This is a genomic window from Paenarthrobacter sp. AT5, from assembly GCF_032764245.1.
Classification (GTDB): Bacteria; Actinomycetota; Actinomycetes; order Actinomycetales; family Micrococcaceae; genus Arthrobacter; species Arthrobacter ureafaciens.
Genome location: NZ_CP136441.1, coordinates 1,937,979 through 1,954,728 on the forward strand (window position 1 = coordinate 1,937,979; position 16,750 = coordinate 1,954,728).

Below are 16,750 nucleotides of genomic sequence, written 5' to 3' on the forward strand. Positions count from 1 at the left end.
ATTTTCCCCCGGCGACTGTTCCATGTAGCCACGGCTGGACACGGAGCAGGTCAGCAGGGTTCGGGAACGCCAGCCTCCCCGATAAGGACATCCAGGGGTCAAAGTCCGGACTCGTACATCAGGGTGCCGTGAGGGAATCCCCAGACCGTGAAAGGTGCAGAACTCATGTCCAGTCGAGGACAGCTCCGAGACAAAGTAGTCGTCATTACCGGGGCAAGCTCGGGAGTCGGGCGCGCCAGCGCCAACGTGTTCGCAACTGAAGGTGCGAAAGTCGTCGTGGCCGACATCATCGAGAAGCCTCTGTCGGGAGGCTTCGGAGCCGACGAGGAATCCTCGACGGCTGAACTGATCGAATCGAACGGGGGTGACGCTTTCTTCGTCAAGTGCGATGTCACCAAGGCTGGGGACGTCGACGCCGTGGTTCAAACCGCTGTGGAGCGCTTCGGCCGCCTGGACGTGATGTTCAACAATGCCGGGGTGTACCGCAGCGGAAAGCTGCTGGACGAATTTACAGAAGAAGACCTCCAGCTCTGTTTCGATGTCAACGTCAAAGGCACTTTCCTGGGGACCCAGGCGGCCATCCGGCAGTTCAGGAAACAACAACGCGTCCGTGCCGAAAGTTCCGGAACGATCGTTAACCTGGTCTCAACTGCGGGGCTTCATGGCAACTTGAAGCAATCGGTCTACAACATTTCCAAGGCGGCGCAGGCCAACCTGACACGTTGTGCCGCCCTGGAATACGGCCCGGAAGGAGTACGGATTAACGGGATTTGTCCTACGTTCACCAAGACCGCGCTGACGCGGAATCTCTATGACGACACGGCCTTCATGGAGAGCTTTGCCGACAGTGTTCCGCTAAAGCGCTGGGGAGAGACTGTCGACGTCGCCAACTTGGCTCTATTCCTCGCCAGCGATGCATCGAGCTACATCCACGGCGCCCTCATACCAGTGGACGGAGGTAAATCCCTATGACGAATGGATCAGCAACCGGCACGAAGACGACAGCTGCCACCCCCGCGTCAAAAGGGGGAGATACGGGGGTGAGGTATCCCCTTACCATCCGCGGAGCCGTGCTGGAACACACAGGCAGGGCCCGGCCTTACGCTTCGTCCCTCCCAGTGAGCATTTGTGAACTCCAACTGTCCGCACCGGGACCCGATGAGGTCCTGGTGCAGATCGAAGCGGCCGGTGTGTGCCACTCGGACCTTTCTGTGGTCAACGGCAGTCGGGAACGTCCCCTCCCGATGCTGCTGGGCCATGAGGCGGCCGGCCGAGTCCTGGACCGTGGATCGGAAGTTACCGACTTGGAGGTCGGCGACCGGGTCGTGATGGTATTCCTGCCTCGCTGCGGGCAGTGTTCTGGCTGCAAAACAGGTGGCAAGCAGCCGTGCTCTCCGGGTACGGAAGCGAACACTGCGGGCACGCTCTTCAACGGTGCGATCCGTCTGGAACGGGCCGGTACCCCTGTGAAGCACCATTTGGGAGTCTCTGCCTTTGCCACGCACGCCATTGTGGATCGTCGCTCAGTGGTCCGGGTCGACGACGACATCCCCCCCGAAGTTGCAGCCGTCCTCGGATGTGCGGTGCTCACCGGCGGCGGAGCAGTACTGAACGCTGCCCGGCCGGGACCGGGCGACAGCGTCGCCGTCGTGGGCCTTGGCGGGGTGGGGATGGCGGCCCTGATCACAGCACGCTCCCTTGGCGCGAAGGACGTTATCGGCATCGACAACCTGGAGGAGAAGCTTGACCAGGCTCGCGCAGCAGGCGCCGACGCAGCTTACACACCAGCCCAAGCTTCCGAACGAGGGATACGCGCGGACAATGTTATTGAGGCCGCCGGCCATCCTCGGGCCTTCGAAGCGGCCATCGGACTCACCGCTCCGGGAGGAACCATGGTGACGGTCGGGCTGCCGGCTCCGGACGCCCGCGCGACGATCAGCCCCCTGGCCATCACAGCGGAAGCAAAGACGATCACCGGGTGCTACCTCGGGTCCGCCGTCCCGGAACGTGACATTCCCGTCTTTGCCCAGCTCTGGCGCGAGGGAAAGCTCGCCATCGAAACACTTATCTCTTCCCGGATCCGTCTGGACGAGATCAATGAGGCCTTCGACCATCTCGACGCTGGCCGAGCCGTACGCCAAGTGATCATTTTTGGTGATCCCGGCGAAGCCAAATAGTCACCACGATCGATACGAGGGCTCTGATGCTGCGGTCAAGAAAAGTTGACCGTCCCAGACGCAAGCCCTGTGCAGAGAAGGAAGCTTTATGAGTATTTATCCAGGGGTAGTCTCCGGTACGGTCGATGCCGCGGGGGCAACTGTCGGTTATTACGACGGCGGCCAACGGGGCTCCGGGCCGGTTATCGTGATGGTGCACGGAACCGGTGGCCGGACGGACACGCATTTTTTCACCCTCTACCCGATGCTGGCCTCCCGTCGCAGGGTGATCGGAGTGGACCTATCGGCCCAGGCTTCGGGGGAGGAACCGCTGATAGTTGACCATTTGGCGGCCCAAGTGCGGGCCGTGCTCGATGCGGTGGTTCCTGGGCAGCCCGTCGTCCTGGTCGGATACTCCTTGGGAGCGGCTACAGTGGCTGTCCTGGCAGCCAAACACCCCGAGCTCGTGGAGGCGCTCGTACTGCTCAACGGTTGGGCGGTGACCGATCACGCCCTGCGGTTGCGACTGTCGCTGTGGCGAAGGCTCTACGAACAGGGACCCTCCGGGGCGCTGGCGGAGTTCATGATGCTCAATGTCTACAGCCGCGCCTGGCTCAATGCCCGGTCCTGGAGCGAGATTGAACAGCTGCGTACCGCCTATCAGGTGGGTCCGGGCAGCAACCGCATGATGGAACTGAACAATGCCCTGGACATCTCCTCCTCACTGTCCGGGATCCAGGCCCGCACGCTGGTCATAGGCAGCACCTTCGACCAGCTCATCCCCGTCGGCCATAGCCGGGAACTCTTCGGCGCCATCACGGATGCCCGCTTCGCCGAGATCGGCAGTGGTCACGCATCGGTGACCGAGCGACCGGCCGAGATTTTCCACTTGATCGATCATTTCATCCGAGAACCACAGGACCATCCCGCAGGCACCGTGGTCGGCGACGACGTCCTGCAGCAGCTGAACCGACTCCAGAAGTAAAAAGGACCTTTCGTATGAGCACCTCGAACCCTGTCGAGCGCACCGACATCATCATTATCGGGACCGGCTTCTCCGGTCTGGCCATGGGTGCCCAACTCAAGCGCCGCGGTCGGGAGTCATTCGCCATCCTTGAGCGCGCTGACGATGTGGGCGGTACGTGGCGTGACAATCAGTATCCCGGGGCTGCCTGTGACCAGCCCTCACACATGTATTCTCTGTCCTTTCGCCTTAACCCGGACTGGTCAAGTGCGTTCTCTGCCCAGCCGGAGATTTGGGAGTACCTGCGTACCACCGCCCGTGAAGAGCACCTGATGCCGCACATCCGTTTCAACGCCGAGGTCCTGGATGCCAGCTGGGATGAGGACGAACAACAGTGGACCGTCACCACAGGTGCCGGGACATATGTCGGACGTATCCTCGTAAGTGCTTCCGGACTGTTATCTGAACCGAAGCTGCCCGACATCGAGGGTCTTGAAGCGTTTACCGGTGACCTGTTCCATTCGGCCCGCTGGGATCACCGGACCGCGCTGGCGGGAAAGCGCGTCGGGGTGATTGGCACTGGGGCATCAGGCATCCAGATCATCCCAGAGGTGGCCAAGGAAGTAGCCCATCTGACAGTCTTTCAACGCACACCGCACTGGATCGTCCCGCGAGCCGACAAGGCATACAGCGATTCCGAAAAGGGAATGTTCCGCAAGGACCCCGCAGTAATGCAGCAGCTGCGCACCCAGATGTTTTGGGAGAACGAAGAACGCTTCGCCCAGCGCGCAGCCATTCCCTCCCTGCTGGCCAAGGCAACAGAACTTGCCCTCGGACATCTCCAGGCCCAGATTCCCGACAACGAACTGCGTGCCAAACTAACCCCGAAATACGAGATCGGCTGCAAGCGAATCCTCAAGTCCAACGACTACTACCCCGCCCTACAGCGCGACAACGTTCACCTAGTCACCGCTGGCATTGAGCGGATCGACGGGAACACTATCGTCATGCAGGATGGCAGCCGTCACGAACTGGACGCGCTCGTCTTGGCGACCGGCTTCGAAGCCACCGACCCGCCCATCGCAAAGCGCATCCACGGCCGCTCCGGCCGCTCCGGCCGCTCCTTGTCCGAGCGCTGGTCCCACGGAGCGGAGGCGTACAAGACCATTTCGGTAAGCGGCTTTCCCAACCTCTTCGTCCTCGGCGGTCCGAACACCGGCATTGGTCATAACTCCCAGGTCTATATGTTCGAGGCCCAGGTGGAACACGTTCTGGGTGCACTCGACTACATGTCCGTTAACCAAATCCCTGCACTTGAGGTAACCCCCGCAGCAGAGGACGAATTCAGGGAGAGTGTGGACCGCCGCGCTTCCACCACTGTCTGGCTCACCGGAGGCTGCAGCACCTGGTATATAGATCCCCGCAATGGCCGGCTAACAACCCTTTGGCCCGACTACTCCCACACTTTCCAGAAAGAAATCGCCCCATTCAGCCCTTCTGCCTACCAGGCCCTGCGTACGGGAGCGGACTCGACCCCCGTCGAAGAGACACGATGACCAATACGGACAGGTCACCGTCACCGAAGTCACTGAACGGATCGGGCTGCTGGGCGCATACGAACTGAGGGCCGCTTGGACTGGAGCTTTTGGGCTGAATCCCGTCCGAGGCCACTAGGCAGTGATCCCCGTATTGAGCTATGCCCCGGTCATGAGAAAGCGGCTGGTGTCCAGGAATGTGCCTGGGCACACTGGCCGCATCCTTTCAGGCCGAGTACCACCCTCCTGGCGAGCCCGCCCCTTGCGCAAGACGAACGGGAAGCGGTCAGCGTACTGACGGGACTCGCGCTGTTGAGGAATAAAGCAGATGCCCAGTGGCCGGATGTCGGAATCCTTCCGCGATTGAAGAAGAGAAGAGAGTGGAAACGTGACACGTATCGGGATCGTGGCCGAGTTTGGCCAAGAGACGCGGGTGGCAGCTACGCCCGTCACCGTCAGCCAGCTATTGCAGCTGGGCTACGAGGTTGTGGTCGAGAAGGGTGCGGGGGAGTCCGCGTCCTTCCGTGACGAGGCGTACGCAGAAGCTGGTGCCCTGATTGGGGGAGCCGATGCGGCGTGGGGCAGCGAGGTGGTGCTATTGATCAATCCGCCGACAGAGGATGAGATTAGCCGCCTGGTGGACGGGGCTACGATAATCGGAATGCTGGCCCCGGGGCTCCGGCCGGAACTGGTGGAGGCGCTGGCTTCGCACCCGATCACGGCACTGGCTTTGGATGCGGTGCCACGGATTTCGCGGGCGCAGTCGATGGATGTGCTGAGCTCGATGGCAAACATCGCCGGGTACAGGGCCGTGATCGAGGCAGCTCATGAGTTTGGCCGGTTCTTCACCGGCCAGGTAACCGCGGCGGGCAAGGTACCGCCCGCCAAGGTCCTGGTCGCGGGCGCAGGTGTCGCCGGGCTGGCGGCGATCGGCGCTGCGAGCAGCCTGGGCGCGATTGTCCGGGCGACGGATCCGCGGCCTGAGGTCGCCGACCAGGTGAAATCCATTGGCGGAACCTACCTCAAGGTCGAGGTGGGGGAGGAGATGAACTCCTCAGACGGGTACGCAAAGGCGACGTCCGAGGCATACAACGCCAGGGCTGCGGAAATTTACTCCGAGCAGGCAGCGGATGTGGACATCATCATTACCACGGCCCTGATCCCCGGGCGTCCGGCGCCGAAGCTGCTCACGGCTGAAGACGTGGCAGGCATGAAGGCTGGCAGCGTGATCGTTGACATGGCAGCGGGCCAGGGCGGGAACGTCGAAGGTTCGGTCGCCGGCGAACGCATCGTGACCGATAACGGGGTCGTGATCCTCGGTTACACGGATCTGCCGGCCCGGCTACCGGCCCAGGCGTCCCAGCTGTACGGGACGAACATGGTGAACCTGCTCAAGCTCCTGACCCCGGACAAGGACGGGGTCCTGCGGATAGATTTCGACGACGTGGTGCAGCGTTCCGTGACGGTGGTGCGCGAGGGTGAGAAGACGTGGCCGCCACCGCCAGTCCGGGTCTCTGCCGCACCCGCAATCACGACGCAAGCACCGACCGCCCAAAGCGCTGCGCCGAAGAAGAGGCAGGGCCTCAGCGCGGGCGGTAAGGCCGGGCTTTTTGCCGCGGGCACCGCCGCACTGTTCCTGGTCAACGCGCTTGCCCCGGCGCCGTTGCCGCAACACTTCACGGTCCTTATGCTCTCGATCGTGGTCGGGTTCTATGTGATCGGGAAAGTCCACCACGCCCTGCACACGCCGCTGATGTCCGTGACGAACGCGATCTCCGGAATCATCGTCGTCGGGGCCCTGCTGCAGGTCACCTCGGAGAACATCGTGATGCAGGTCCTCGCCGCCGTGGCGGTGCTGCTGGCCAGCATCAATATTTTCGGCGGGTTCGCTGTCACCCGGCGCATGCTCGCGATGTTCTCCGCCGGAAAGGCACGGTCATGAGCGCCGCTCTCACCGAACCAGCCGTCACACTTACGAGGAGCTTTACCGTGTCCGACACCGTCACGGGTCCGTTGACCGCTGACTCCATCGCGGGGGCGGCCTACATCGTCGCGGCCCTGCTGTTCATCCTCAGCCTCGCCGGGCTGAGCAAACACGAGAAAGCCCGGGCGGGGGTCGTCTACGGCATCACCGGCATGATCATCGCCCTTGCGGCCACCATCTGGCTGACTCTTCAGGGGGCCCTGGATTCCGGCACCGGCCTGACCGGCCTGGGCCTGCTCGTGGCGGCGGTGGTGGTCGGCGGTGCCATCGGACTCTGGCGCGCCCGGGTGGTCGAAATGACAGGCATGCCCGAACTGATCGCCCTGCTGCACAGCTTCGTTGGCCTCGCCGCCGTGCTCGTGGGCTGGAACGGCCACCTCGAAGCCCCCGCATTGTCTTCGGACCTGATGGCCATCCACCACGCCGAGGTCTTCATCGGCGTGTTCATCGGCGCGGTCACCTTCACCGGCTCGATCGTGGCGTTCCTGAAACTCTCCGCACGGATGAAATCCTCACCGCTCATGCTGCCGGGCAAGAACGCCATCAACCTCGGCGCCCTCGCGGCGTTCGTCGCCCTGACCGTCTGGTACGTCAACGACTCCCAGCTCTGGCTACTCATCGTCGTCACTATGCTCGCCCTCGGCCTGGGCTGGCACCTAGTAGCCTCCATCGGCGGCGGCGACATGCCCGTCGTCGTCTCCATGCTCAACAGCTACTCCGGCTGGGCCGCAGCAGCCGCCGGCTTCCTGCTGAACAACGACCTGCTCATCATCACCGGTGCCCTGGTCGGCTCCTCCGGCGCCTACCTGTCCTACATCATGTGCAAGGCCATGAACCGGTCCTTCATCTCCGTCATCGCTGGCGGCTTCGGCATGGCCGCACCGACCGCGGCGGATGCGGAATACGGTGAACACCGCGAAATTACTGCCCATGCCACAGCGGAAATGCTGACCAACGCCTCCAGCGTCGTCATCACCCCCGGCTACGGCATGGCCGTCGCACAGGCCCAGTACCCCGTCGCCGAGCTCGCCCACCAGCTCCGCGAACGCGGCGTCAACGTCAAGTTCGGGATCCACCCCGTCGCCGGGCGCCTGCCCGGGCACATGAACGTGCTCCTCGCCGAAGCCAAGGTTCCTTACGACATCGTCCTGGAAATGGACGAAATCAACGACGATCTCAGCGACACCTCCGTAGTCCTTGTTATTGGTGCAAACGACACGGTCAACCCCGCCGCAGCAGAAGATCCAGGCAGCCCTATTGCCGGGATGCCTGTTCTTCGGGTTTGGGAAGCCGAGAACGTCGTTGTGTTCAAACGGTCCATGGCTGCCGGCTATGCCGGTGTCCAAAACCCCCTGTTCTTCCGAGACAACTCCCAGATGCTTTTCGGCGACGCCAAACAATGCGTCGAGGACATCCTTCGTGCATTCTAAGGAGAGAAGAGAGATGCCCCAACGCCGAGTTTCCCCTATGGGATCCAGCCAAGAGCCATGGCTCTCGGCCGTGCCGGATCCGACTGTCTGCGCAGAGGAAGCACCGGCACCCGTACAAGCCATCAACGTCGACGAACTTTGCGCATCCCCCTGGGTTGGCCTCCACTACCGCCATGAGTTCTTGCTCCACTACAGGCACGAGCTGTTGGTACAGGTCTCAAGAACTGATGCACCATGGTACGGCGGCTGGCGGGCACAGCGCTTGGGGGCATCCAGTCGTATGCGTTGGTGGGGGTAGGCTGGGGACTTAGCTAAACGACTTCTACGGGCAAGGCCCCACTTGTGGCTGGAAACACCAGCGTGCTGATGGCGGAATGCAACGACCGCTCCTTCCTAGGTGTCAGAAACTTTCTTCGAAGGACAACTTCCAGCCCGTCCCTTAAGACAGCGCGCCATTAGCACTTTTTCTCGAACACATAGACTTTTCGGACTGGCGACCCGAGGTAACAGTGTCGGGACTGTCAGGGAGTGTCCTTGGCTCCCAGTGGTGGAAAATGACGCCCTGTAGCTGCGGTGCCGCTCCGGTATCTACCAGGGCCTGGACCGTGGCCGCGTTTGCGACGAAGACGACGCAGAGAGGTCCAATGATGAACACAACGGTTGAAGTGTTACGCGCGCCCAGGGCAACAACTTCGGGGTTCGACTTGGGAACTGAAAGTGCCCTTGGAATGATCGGCGCTTCCCGGGTGCACTGGGATCATCCGCGGACCGCTCTTGGCGTCCGCGTCATGGCCGATTATGCGGTCGCCTCCGGTTACTCGCGTGAAGCAGTCCTCGTGTCAACCGGGCTGCTTCCGGAGGAGCTTGACCGGCGCGATACCTTGATAACCGCGAGCCAGGAGATAGCCGCCACGCGGAACCTCCTCGCGTTGTTTAAGAACCGGCCGGGTCTCGGGCTGGAAGTTGGGCGGGAGTTCCATCTGACGACGTACGGGCTGTTCGGATTCGCGCTGCTGAGTAGCCCCCGGATCGTCGACATGATGCGGACGGCACTGCGTTTGATGGGGCTAACGTTCGCCTTTCCGGCCTTTAGCGCCGAGATCACACCGGACGGCCGGTTTTGCACCCGCCTCAGCGGGCAGGGGGTTCCTGAGGATGTCAAGCGTTTCCTCGTGGAACGCGAGCTTGCCGCCACGCTGAACATGCACAATGAACTGTTCGCAGGTAACTCCGGGGTGGTTCCCCTACTTTCGGTGCACTCAGAATTTTCCGCGACGCATAGCGATCCTCCGTTCGGTGTCCCAGTTGAGTTTGGCGCCCGCGAAACCGCAATCGTTTTCGAACGGGAGTACCTTACGCAGGAACTCCCCCAAGCATGCCCCGAGACTGCAGGGGAGTGCATTGCCCAGTGCGAGATGATACTTAGCGAACGGTTGAACCGCCGCGGTACCGCTGCGGCTGTCCAGGCCAGGCTGCGAAGACTGGGTGGGCGGGAGGACGGCATTGCGGCCGTCGCACGGGAGCTCCACATGACCGAACGAACCTTGCGGCGGAAGTTGACTGCAGAAGGCGTCAGTTATCGCCAGATCGTGGATGAAGTTCGCGCGGTCATCACCAAAGAGCTGCTCACGGTTCAAAAGCTAACAGCAACCGAAGCAGCGTATCGACTTGGTTTTAGTGACCTTTCGAGCTTCCTGCGCGCTCAGAGCCGCTGGGCGGAGACCGTCCCAGGGTTTCGACGCGACTGAAAATGTCAGGGCACCCCTCGGTCGCTACAAAATATCCTGAGTGCCCCGGGCCTTCGTGACGCCCGGATACTCGGAAAACGGTCTGGTCAGTCCAGCTCGAAGCCGACGTCCTGACCCTGCTGCGGATGCTCGACCTCCGTGCGACATCGAGCAACATCCCCTCATCTTCTTCGGCAGCGACACTCACCGCCTCCGCAGCTGAAAGCCCGACAGGAGCGGCACAAGGGCGGACAAGAAAATCCTCAGTATGGCTCTCAGTGACGGGTACGGGGCGCTTAGAAAAGCTGGGGGAGCACCGAACGTCCATTCAGGCAACATCCGCTGCGCGCAGGCAGCCGAGCGCGGCAACTTTTGCCTTCCTCTTCATCCCCGATTTCCCTGCGGTGCGCGGAGGCGTCGGACGCACGGGCTTGAGCGATTTTATTGACACGATGACGCGCCCTGAGTGTCGGTGACGGTCGAAAACTGAGCCATTGTGACGGCGGCGGAGTTCAGCGGTCGTTGCAACGATTTATGGTTCGGTCGAAGGTGAGACCAGTCGAGTCAGGTGCTCCAAAGGGCTTTGCCATCCGAGGATTTCGCGTGGTCGCTGATTGAGTTCGGCGGCGACCATAGCCAGGTGTTCGCGGGTGTGGACGCTGAGATCTGTTCCTTTCGGAAAGTATTGGCGGAGCAGGCCGTTGATGTTCTCGTTGGATCCGCGTTGCCAGGGGCTGGCTGGGTCGCAGAAGTAGACAGGGATGAGTGTTTGCCGCGTGAAATCCTGGTGGCAGGCCATCTCAGTGCCCTGATCCCAGGTCAGAGATCGGCGTAGATGGGCCGGTAGCGGTCCCATCGCTTCGGCCAGTCGATCGCGCAGATTCTCCGCTCCGCGGTTACCGGCCAGGTGTACGAGGACGATGAAGCGTGTGGTCCGTTCGACCAGCGTGCCGATGGCAGAGCGGCCTCCCTTTCCAATGATTAAGTCCCCTTCCCAATGCCCTGGTACTAATCTGCCGATTGCTTCTGCCGGCCGGTCTCGGATCATGACCATGTCCGGGAAGCGCCTGGTTCGGTGTTCCTTCCGACGACGCGGCCGGCGACCGGTCCGTCCGGTGCGCAGGGAGACTGCAGGATCAACGGCCAATTCCAGGCTTCCGCGCCCGTACAGGGCTTGATAGACGGTCTCCGGCACGACGTGCATTTCTGTTTGTCCAGGGAAAACGGCGCGCAAGCGGTTGCTGATCTGACGGGGACTCCAGCGCTGTTTCAGGTGTTCGCGCACGAACTCCCGCAGCACGGGATTGGATGCGATCTTCCCGGTCCGCTGGCGGCTCCGTCGACGCTCGGCATTGCGCTGGGCCGTGCGCGGACGGTAGTTACCGGAGGGCTCGTGCACGTTCCGGCGGATTTCCCGGCTCACTGTTGATGGACTTCGCCCGAGCTCTGTGGCGATAGCGCGAATGCTGCGCCCTGCATGCAGGAGGTCCGCGATCGTGATTCGTTCCATCTCCGAGAGAAACCGGGCGGAGATGACGGCCGGCCTCTGATGCGAGATGGGAGCAACCTTTTTGATGTCTCCGGACTTCAGGACAACCGAGTGCCCGTGCCGCCATCGCGTACCCGAGCTACGGCTGATTCCCACAATTCGGCAGGCCTCAGAATTGCCTATTCCCTGTTTCATCAGCTGATCATAGTGAGCCCGAGCGGCGTTCTTTGGAGGGGCACCCCGGGACTTTCTTGCTCTTTTCATCTCTGCCAATTGCAACTCCTACAAGCTCAGGTGTTGCAACGACCACTAGACGCCAAGCCCGCGAAATGGCTCAATTTTCGACCATCGCTGACACTGAGCGGCCATTTCGATGGCCACCTCGCACCTAGAATTTGTGGCCTCGGGTTCCCCTACATTCCAGGAGCCGTTCAACCGCGCATGCCGGTTCAAACCACTGGACGTGCTCAGCAAGCAGTTCGGGTAGGAATTGCCGTCACAGGAGCGACTCGGCAGTCGCCGCAAACTACGGCAAGCCCGTCGCTGAGAGCTCTGAGCGCTATCAGCGACGCCCACGAGTCGATCCAGACTGTCCAGGCGCTGTGGGGGAGGTGGCAGAATGAGGCACAGATTGAGGATGCGGCACGTCTATACATGTGCCCCTAGGTGCTCGATGAACTTTCCCACGATGGCCATGAGTTGCAAAGATGGGCAAGCAATATGACAACTTCTATTCCCGGGCTGCGTGCAAGGCGATGCCAATTCTGGTGGCCAACGTCTCAGCCGAAGCTCGTCGTTCCAAACGAAAAGAAGGCCGGCCCCGGTCCCATTGACTGAGCAGGCTAAACAAAGATGAACAGGGCTAGGCTCCCGGTCCTCTCCACTGACGGAGGTCCCGGACAGTCCAGCCGTAGCCAGGTATCTGACGAAGGGTCCGTTTTCGGCGTATAAAAATGGTCAGGGGAGGGGCTGTAAAGGGGCTGCTTGCTGTCGCCATTCGTAGCGTTGAGCCTTGCATCAAGTCAGAACCGCTTAGCTATCGTCGGGTTCACGGCTAACCATGAAGATCGCTGCGGACGTGGCTTACGTCGCCGGAGCCCTAGCAAGGTTCACCTTGAGCTCGACACCCAGATCGAGGCGGGGGATCACGTCCTGACTTCGTCGAGCGCCCTCGATATCCATCGAGACACTAAGCAACATCCCCTCAACTTCTCCAGCAGCGAAACTCACCGTTTTACCCGCTGAGCTTCGCTGCTGGAGCATCCCGATGGCAGACCTAAGTTAGTCGTTCGCTGATCAGGAGCCGCTGCCGCCGGAAATGGCATAGTCGAGAACGAGGGCGCCACCTGTTGCGTAATTGGGCACGTCCGCGGCAACTGCCTGCCCTTCAGGCGAGGCCATCGCAGCCTGGAGCTCGCCGGCGTCGTTGAACTCGGCCTCGAAGATCGCGAAGTACGGGCTAGGGCCGCCGCCGGCGCCCGGCGAGATGTTTGTGGTGTACCGCCAGGAACGCAGCCCCGGCAATTTCATCGCGAGCGGCAAATGGGTCGACTCGTAGTACTCGATGAATGCATCGCGGTCAGCCGGTTCGGGGTATAGGACGATGATCTTATGCATGGTTCTTCTCTCGGGTTTGACGTAAACATGGTCGATGCTTTGGGTGAGACGTGAAAATTTGTTCCTGAAGCGACCCCTTGGCTTCAACGACGAGACCTAATGCAAGGTTTGTGCGCGCTGTAGCTCTACTGCAGCCCGAACCACTGGACGGTCGTACCTGCTTCGACCCGCAACGCTGTAGGAGACGACCCGAGAGTGCGTTCGCGCTACCCGACCATCTGTGTCTGTAACGGGGAGTTGCACTTCCTGCCAGGTACCTGTCCGGTGCGACTTTCGTGTGTGGCGGATTAGCCGAAAACGGCAACAGCTTCGACTTGCGCAGAGGACCCCAGAGAATGGCACGTCGTCGTGCTTCACGGAATCGCTAATTGATGTTCCTTCATTCAGCGACGCTGGGCGCGTCATCGTTGCCTCTCGGGTTAGCACGGCGGGTGCGCGCTCTACCTTGGAGAAGGTAACTGCAGATATATCTGCGGCCAGTTCACTGCACGAGTTCTGCCATTCCAGCCGCGGCGATAGCGTCGCGATCACCGGTCACCCAGACGTTGACAAGAAGACGATCGCGGATCCGCCAACCATCCGGCGTGCGAATCAGGGAGTCCTCATAAAAGCCGCCCATCACGAATAAGGGATCGGAAAGCTGCTTACGCCAGACGTGGGTTGCAATGTAGTACGAGGTCATGGATGCCTCATCGCCGGAAACCTCGACTTGGAACTGCGTGGTGACGTGCTGGGTGGCGGAGAATAATTCGTTCAAGAAAGCAAGGGACTGATCCAAAACGAGATTGGATCGAAGCTTCGGCAATCCGAAAGCGGCGTCGGGCGTGAAGCACGACATGAATTTTTCCTGATCCCGAGTGTCAATACTGCGCGCATAGCGCATCCCCACCTCAATGATCGCGCGCTCATCCGTCATGACTTCGGTCATTTGGTACTCCTTTGGTTGCTGAGTTCTCGAAGATGTGACTCGATCCGACCCGTTGCCATGCCATTTCCCTCCCGCCGTGCCCGTGAGCCGACGGCTGAGGGAAAGAATGGCCCGTCTTGCTCACGCAGGCCGCTGCTAAGTTAACATCAGTCCGTACGACGCCAGCGAGCAGGCGCCGCCTGCCCTGCCTCCCCCCAAAGTAAGTCAGGACCGACAGCGGATCGCTGGGGTTGAGGTTTAGACGGCGGTGTAGCCGCCGTGGACGTGTACTGAGTCTCGCCTGATAACGGTTCAGTCCAGCTCGAAGCCGTGGTAATTCGAGATCGCGACACCGTCTCCGATCTGCTTGTAGGTGCCCACTCCTCCGACGAATGGCATGAACACCCTTGGCTTACCCGGGACGTTGGCGCCCAAATACCAGGAGTTGGCTTGCGGCATCAACGTAAGGGCGGCGAGGTCGTTGGTGGTATTCACCCAGTTGTCTTCAACGCCCGGCTCCGCTTCCATCCGTGTCAGTCCCTGCTCGCGGAGGTACTTCAGGGCGTCGGTAATCCATTCCACGTGATACTCGATGGAGGTGAGCATGTTCGAGAACACCGAAGGGCTCTGAGGGCCCGTCATTATGAACAGGTTAGGGAAGCCAGCCGACATGAGTCCCAGGTACGTCCGCGGCCCGTGGGCCCACTTCTCACGCAGGGTAGTTGCGCCGTTTCGGATGTCCATACTGTTAATTGCACCGGTCATCGCGTCGAAACCCGTCGCCATGATGATGACATCAAATTCATGCGCGCTCCCGCCCGCGAGAATTCCGGCCTCCGTGAAACGGTGAATGGGGTGTTCATTGACGTCAATGAGGGATACGTTATCCCTGTTGTAGACCTCGTAATACCCGGTGTCCACACACATCCTCTTACTGGCGATGGGGTACCAGGGCGACAGCTTCTCAGCCAGTGCGGGATCTTTAATTTTGGCCCGGATCTGGTTACGGACGTACTCGGCTGCAGCTGCGTTTGCCAGCGGGTCAGTCAGGGTGTCTTTGAAACCAAACGTGAAACACAGGCCACCTTCGTCCCATCGCTGGCCGAGTTCCTTCTCGACCGCTACCGGTTCGGTTTCTACTGTCAGGCGTGTGCCTTCGTTGCACGCGACGCCGCTGAGCGTAGCGCGGCTGTACTCGCGAATTTCCCGGTATCGGGCTTTCGCTTGTTTGTTACGCTCCTCGTTGGGTCCATTGTGTGCAGGCACGGCGTAAACCGGGGTGCGCTGGAAGACAGTAAGCTGGTCTACCACCGGAGCGATAGCGGTTATTGTCTGCAGGCCGGATGAGCCTGTGCCAATGACCGCGACCTTTTTGCCGGCCAGGTCGACGCCTTCGTGTGGCCAGCTGGACGTCCAATAAAGCTCCCCGTCGAAGTCGTTCATCCCCTCGAACCCAGGGCGGGACGGCACGGAAAGACATCCGGTCGCTGATATGACGAACTGCGCCGTCCGTGATACGCCGTCGTCGCTTACCACTGTCCACTGGTTAGCGGTTTCGTCCCATTGCATCCCTTGGACACGCGTCCCGAACGTTATGTCTTTCCGCAAGTCGTAGCGCTCCGCCACGTGCTGAATGTAGGAGAGGAGTTCCGGCTGCGAGGCGTAACGCTCGCTCCAGTTCCATTCCTGTTCAAGTTCGGGGTCGAAGGAGTAGGAGTATTGGATGGACTCGACATCGCATCGCGCCCCAGGGTAGCGGTTCCAGTACCAGGTCCCGCCCACGTCCTCGCCCGCATCGATGACGTGGGCGTTGAAGCCAAGCTGGCGCAGCCGATGAAGCTGATACAGGCCAGAGAACCCTGCACCTATGATGAGGACGTCGTGGTCAGACATTGATCAGGCTCCTTGGGTCAAACGAGGCAACAAAATGGTTTATGTGGTCTGCCACGAGGCGCATGCCCTCGTTGGATCCGGGCAGGATGTTAGCCATTTGGAAGAATGCATGCATCTGGCCTTCGGCCTCTTCGAGCGTGACGGCGACCCCAGCGTCCTCAAGGGCCTTCGCGTACGCGACGCCTTCATCGTGCAACGGGTCGTACTCGGCTACATATACCAACGCCGGCGGTAGCCCCTTCAAGCTCTTTGCGCGAAGCGGAGAAGCATCAGGATCCGCACGGGCTTCCTCGTCGGCAAGGTAATGCCCCCAGAACCAAATCATTGTGTCCCTGCTGAGCATCAGCTGGTTCTCCGGCGCCAAGTACGAGGCCCTGTCGAAGTCGCAATCGGTCACCGGGTAAACCAGAACCTGGTAATCGACCTTCAGTCCCTTGTCCCGTGCCCACTGTGTCATCACAGCAGCGATAGCCCCTCCTGCACTATCACCGGCAACGATGAGCGGAACCCCCTGGGGTGCCAGCTCGGTCGCATGATCGGCCACCCACGTCAGCGCGGCAAAGCTGTCCTCGATCGCAGTGGGAAAAGGGAATTCGGGTGCCTTTCGGTAGTTGACAAGCACCACAGTCGACTGCGTCATGTTCACAAGCTGGCGGCCCAGGTGATCGTACTGCAGGTCGATGTCACCAAGGACCCAGCCACCACCGTGGAAGTACACGATGATCGCCTGCGATTGACCTGCTGGTTGAAGAACACGGGTCCGGAAAGTGCCGCCCTTGGCATCAATCTTCAAATTGCGGACAGCGCCGACCTCAGGACCAGGTCCGGTTAGCCCAGACATAATCGGGCCGCCCATTCGGGCGATCGCAGGAGTCGACTCGTGGATCGCAGGGCCTCCCCCCTCGGCGAACTGCGCCAACAGGGCTTGCGATGCGGGTTCTAACGGCATGACAAATCATCCTCGACAATCTTGAATTCTGTGGACCCACGGCCCATTTGGTTTCGAACGGCCTCGCGAGCTCAGCCAGATCCTTACGGCGGTTGCACT

The 16,750-nt window shown here is 61.0% G+C and carries 12 protein-coding genes; 7 read left to right on the forward strand and 5 right to left on the reverse strand.

From position 1 onward, the window contains the following. Nucleotides 1–165: 165 nt before the first annotated feature. From RI444_RS08875 to RI444_RS08905, 7 genes are all read left to right on the forward strand, one after another. Nucleotides 166–972 (forward strand): SDR family NAD(P)-dependent oxidoreductase, encoded by an 807-nt coding sequence (locus RI444_RS08875; protein WP_207604623.1) that lies wholly within the window; start codon nt 166–168, stop codon nt 970–972. Nucleotides 973–1,040: 68 nt separating this feature from the next. Beyond that, entirely contained in the window at nt 1,041–2,177 is a 1,137-nt protein-coding gene (locus RI444_RS08880; RefSeq protein ID WP_242703066.1) for an alcohol dehydrogenase catalytic domain-containing protein, read from the forward strand. A gap of 88 nt (nt 2,178–2,265) precedes the next feature. Continuing rightward, nucleotides 2,266–3,141 (forward strand): alpha/beta fold hydrolase, encoded by an 876-nt coding sequence (locus RI444_RS08885; protein WP_207604625.1) that lies wholly within the window; start codon nt 2,266–2,268, stop codon nt 3,139–3,141. 14 nt (nt 3,142–3,155) lie between these two features. Next, nucleotides 3,156–4,676 carry a flavin-containing monooxygenase gene (locus RI444_RS08890; RefSeq protein ID WP_207604626.1) on the forward strand — a complete coding sequence of 507 codons (1,521 nt, stop codon included), beginning with the start codon at nt 3,156–3,158 and terminating at the stop codon, nt 4,674–4,676. 367 nt (nt 4,677–5,043) lie between these two features. Next, nucleotides 5,044–6,597, forward strand: coding sequence for a Re/Si-specific NAD(P)(+) transhydrogenase subunit alpha (locus tag RI444_RS08895; RefSeq protein ID WP_207604627.1), 1,554 nt, complete (start codon nt 5,044–5,046; stop codon nt 6,595–6,597). Next, nucleotides 6,594–8,069, forward strand: a complete 1,476-nt coding sequence (pntB, locus tag RI444_RS08900; protein ID WP_242703067.1) for a Re/Si-specific NAD(P)(+) transhydrogenase subunit beta — start codon at nt 6,594–6,596, stop codon at nt 8,067–8,069. Before RI444_RS08895 ends, pntB begins: the two co-directional genes overlap by 4 nt. Nucleotides 8,070–8,905: 836 nt before the next feature. Next, entirely contained in the window at nt 8,906–9,817 is a 912-nt protein-coding gene (locus RI444_RS08905) for an AraC family transcriptional regulator (protein WP_207604629.1), read from the forward strand. A gap of 511 nt (nt 9,818–10,328) precedes the next feature. On the opposite strand, the gene RI444_RS08910 is transcribed toward RI444_RS08905, so the two are convergent. From RI444_RS08910 to RI444_RS08930, 5 genes are all read right to left on the reverse strand, one after another. Then, entirely contained in the window at nt 10,329–11,480 is a 1,152-nt protein-coding gene (locus tag RI444_RS08910; protein ID WP_242703068.1) for an IS30 family transposase, read from the reverse strand. A gap of 1,101 nt (nt 11,481–12,581) precedes the next feature. Further along, complete coding sequence (locus tag RI444_RS08915) at nt 12,582–12,902, reverse strand: EthD family reductase (RefSeq protein WP_207604630.1); 321 nt, start codon at nt 12,900–12,902, stop codon at nt 12,582–12,584. Between the two features lie 481 nt (nt 12,903–13,383). Beyond that, the gene (locus RI444_RS08920; RefSeq protein WP_207604631.1) at nt 13,384–13,830 is read right to left on the reverse strand and encodes a nuclear transport factor 2 family protein; all 447 of its coding nucleotides are present in this window, start codon (nt 13,828–13,830) and stop codon (nt 13,384–13,386) included. Nucleotides 13,831–14,121: 291 nt separating this feature from the next. Beyond that, nucleotides 14,122–15,702 (reverse strand): flavin-containing monooxygenase, encoded by a 1,581-nt coding sequence (locus RI444_RS08925; RefSeq protein ID WP_207604632.1) that lies wholly within the window; start codon nt 15,700–15,702, stop codon nt 14,122–14,124. Beyond that, nucleotides 15,695–16,651 carry an alpha/beta hydrolase gene (locus RI444_RS08930; protein ID WP_242703069.1) on the reverse strand — a complete coding sequence of 319 codons (957 nt, stop codon included), beginning with the start codon at nt 16,649–16,651 and terminating at the stop codon, nt 15,695–15,697. The genes RI444_RS08925 and RI444_RS08930 overlap by 8 nt, the downstream gene beginning before the upstream one ends. Nucleotides 16,652–16,750 lie beyond the last annotated feature (99 nt).